The 3,778-nt window shown below is 47.1% G+C and carries 1 protein-coding gene; it reads right to left on the bottom strand.

Annotated features, from left to right (window positions below):
* Positions 1-3,670, bottom strand: a 3,670-nt coding sequence (locus tag KDK19_RS10400) for a hypothetical protein (RefSeq protein ID WP_257291891.1), incomplete at its 3' end; no start/stop codon positions are given.
* Positions 3,671-3,778 lie beyond the last annotated feature (108 nt).

Genomic DNA, 3,778 nt, shown 5'->3' on the forward strand with positions numbered 1-3,778 from the left:
GAATAAAGGCGCTCTGCATAAATTCCTCAGCACCCTTATCGGACAGCATCTGGACAACCCTCCTGAACTGGGGCAAACGGACACCGTGCTTGCTGCCAACAAAGAGTTCAAATTCGCCCATTGCCGTATAAACACCGACACCTCTGACGGCCTTTATGTAGTGCTCAAGTTCAACCCTGCTGATCAGACCTTCACGGAGCAAAGTGATTATCCTGTTACCACTGGCAGAATGGCTGGCGAAGTATTCCGGGAAGTCTTTCAGGCCCCCTTGTTCATGCTCGACGAAGTGAATGGCTGTTTTGCCCATGTCGCGAATGACGTCGTCGTATTGTTGGGCTCCTGTTTCCACGTAGTACAAGGCCCAACCCGCCAGTTCCTCGACATTTTTGATAGCACTCCAGGGTCGATCTTGCATAGGCATGAGGGGGGATTCCGGGAAGATCTTCAGGCTCTTGAAAACGTCCACCATCCGACTGGCCTGTTCAATCGTCAGTTTATCCCCGACCAGTGCCTGCATGCGAATCGCTGCAAATTCATTGTTAAAATCGAAAGTCGAAAGCAACGGTGCTTTCTTGCCGCCTTCTCTTGCCGCTTCTTTCAGGCCAATGGCGGCTTCCAGAGCTTGTTTTTTGAGAGGGTGCTGCTGCATGAAATTGTTGATAGTGCTCAGAACCATTACCTGTTCCGGCGTGTACTGGAAGGGACCAGAGTCACTTTCGACGGCTTGCTCTGCAGCCTTCAGGACTCGCTTCATTCTCTCAATGTCTGCTTTTCTGAACTCAATCTCATCTTGCAGATCTGCCTGTTCCTGAATCAGATGCCGGACAGTGCCACCATAACCATCATTCCCACCATATTCTACCTGTCTCTTTCTCAGGGCATTAAGCCGTTGTTCATGGGTGTCAGCAGGGGCCGGTTTAAGACCCACGTCTTTTTCGATGGCTTCAAGAAGCGCATCGTCGTGTTCACGCAGGAAGTCTGTGATCTGAATGTACCTTTTCCTGCTATGAAGCAGTCTACCTAATGCTTCGCCGACTTCGTACTGACCAGCAGAATCTGCATAGCGTGCAATGGCAATTAAGTAATCAGATGCTTCCTCTGAACCAAGGTCATTTATCATATGGATGTTCAGACTTGATTTGACTCTCAGTTCCTCAAGGATTTTATCTCGTTTTTCTGCACTGCATTCCAGCAGGAAATGCCTGATGTTCTTCACTCGCTCTTCAGTGGTTTGCTCGTCACTTGAAGCCAGACCCAACTCGATCTGAACTTCTTTCATTCCCTGCTTGAGAACCATGCTTTCTTCATCTGAGACATCCTGGAGGTCGTCAGGGTTCCCTTCATATACCAGGCTTGTACCTCGAAGCCTTTTCAGATTGCGATAAATGGCTGCCAGCTCACTTTCAGCTTCTTTAATTGCTCGTCTTGCCGTGGCAACATCACGATCAAGGACGAATCGGGGTTTAGGTCCAAGGCGAGGCATTTGCCTGTCCAGCTCATTTTCAATGGCTGCAATACGCTCATCAACCTCAGGCTGACCCGCTTTGAACACTTCTTCGTCCAAGTCTTCAAGTTTTGCTTTAATTAGACTGTTTTGCTCGTTTATAGTGGCGTGATATCTATAGTTCTTAATGTTGAGTTGATCAGCAATTTGATTATTTCTGATTCTTTTGACACCCTCATCGTCATAAGTTTCGTTTACTTCTTCCTTTAATTCCTGAATTCGGTCTCTTAGAGCATGCTGCTGGTCAAACAGATTGGCATCGTCAGCAAACCCTATCTGCAGATCACTGGCCAGTTTAGCTATGAACATTTTTTCTCTTTCTTTAGCAGCGGGATTTTCATGAGGGGAGATATTCAGTGCGTCCTCCAGGGCGATAAGATGATTTGTCTGTCGTTTCCTGGCTCTTTGATCCGATTCTTCGATTAAAAAGTTGAGAAGATCACGAATGCCAGAGACCAAGACGTCCATCTGCATCGGGCTTCCCTCCGGAGCGAGTCTGTCAGTTGCAACGCGGAGGAGTCTGTGCATGTCAGCCAACTCGTCCTTTGAAACATCACCGCTATCAAGTCGTGCACGAACCCTTGCCAGTTTTGCTGCTTTGCTATCACTTTCACCGATTCTGACACTGATGCTGAGTCTGTCTTCCAGCATTTGCAGTATGATCCAGACCTGTGCCTCTTCCCGCTGTCTGGCTTCACTGACGTATAGATGTATGTCTTCAGAAACGAGCTGACGATTGAAATACACATCGTCCCTTTCATCGATGTGACTCTTATCTCCCAAAACTCTTTCCATGGCCCGAAGTGTCTCAAGTACTTCAGGCATGGCTTTGGACTGGCCTGGTGCGGTGATGATGTCAGAATTTTTCAGATCCTGTTGTTCATTTATTGTTCGAATTCTGTGAGAGTGGAGTTCTTTTTGGGCAATCATTGTTTTAATTTTTGCAAGCAGGCTTTCTTGTTGAGCATCAACATCTTCATTGCTATTAAAATTCTGAATGTTTAAATGTGCGGCAATGGTAGCGTAGCGGTCTTTGATTTCAGTTGCTTTTTCAGCATCTTTTCTGGTGTTCTGTTGCTGAAGATATTGTTGAAAGGCCTCGGATCCCTGCGGCTCTTCCAGCGTGTTTTCCAATTCAAGATGCTGTCGGGCCATGTTACCAATGGCTTTTTTAACAAACGTTGTGTCTTCTCCGAAAGCAAAGCGCTGCATCAGTTTGCTGATAACGTCTGTACCTTTTTGAACATTCTGAAAAAAATGCCGACTTGTCAGAAGATCTCTGAGTGCGGGTTTGAAACTGAAGAGTTTTTCGAATTGAACCAACATCCAGCCTGGCGTGATGACCGATAACACGGCTCCGATGTGTTCTGCTGTGAGTTCAAATTCATCGGTTCCATATGAAGCAGCAGTGGTTAATGCCTGCTGAATAGATTCATAGTAAGCAAGCATCACCAGTTTATCATGTAAAAGTTCAGCATGGTGTTGTAGGGCTAGCTCATTAGAGAACCCCTCCAGTAGCGCCATCTGTCTGCTTCGAATAACGTACTGGTAGCTTTTGACCTTGTCTTTTTTAACCTGTGCAATGTGCTTATTATCATTACCGCCAAATTTTTTCCAGGGGTTATAGAGGCTCTCCACAAAAGCAATATCGGCCAGATTCTGCTTCTGACCACGGAAAACAATAATCTCCCCCGGAGCCTCAGTCACTTCCAGTTTTGGATAACCCTCAGGCACAGGATAAGCCTGTGTGACATCCTCGACGTGGACTACATAGCCAACAGGCTGATGGCAGAGCACGAGAGTATTCAGGGCTACCTTTTGTAAACCTTCTCCCAGAAGATAAACCTGGGTATAGGCAGAGGTGGCTAGTGCGAAAAGAGCCTCATCATTGACAAAGAGCGACTGACCCAGTCGCTGCAGTTCAGGGAGCTTATCGCCTGCAGCAATAAGGCGCATAAAAGTACGCTCGTTCACTTCAACTTTGCCTACTTTCATGGTGGCAAGGGCAACATAGTGATCAGCTTCGCCAAGGCTTCCTGCTCTTTCATGGGCTCCTTTTAGTACCCCAGCCAGATGTTCGGGGCTGGCGACTTTCGTTGTCGGTTCAAGTGGTTGGATGTCACCCGATTGACTTCGAACAGCCTTAATTGAATCCTGATGGGTCATGCCGTTTCTGACTTGGATGACCAATGCTTCATCTGCAAGATTATGGGTAAACTTGAAGACCCCCTCATTACCCACCTTCAGGACTTTGGTGTATTTCCGGGCAACGTC

This window comes from Endozoicomonas sp. ONNA1 (genome assembly GCF_024606325.1).
Lineage (GTDB): Bacteria > Pseudomonadota > Gammaproteobacteria > Pseudomonadales > Endozoicomonadaceae > Endozoicomonas_A.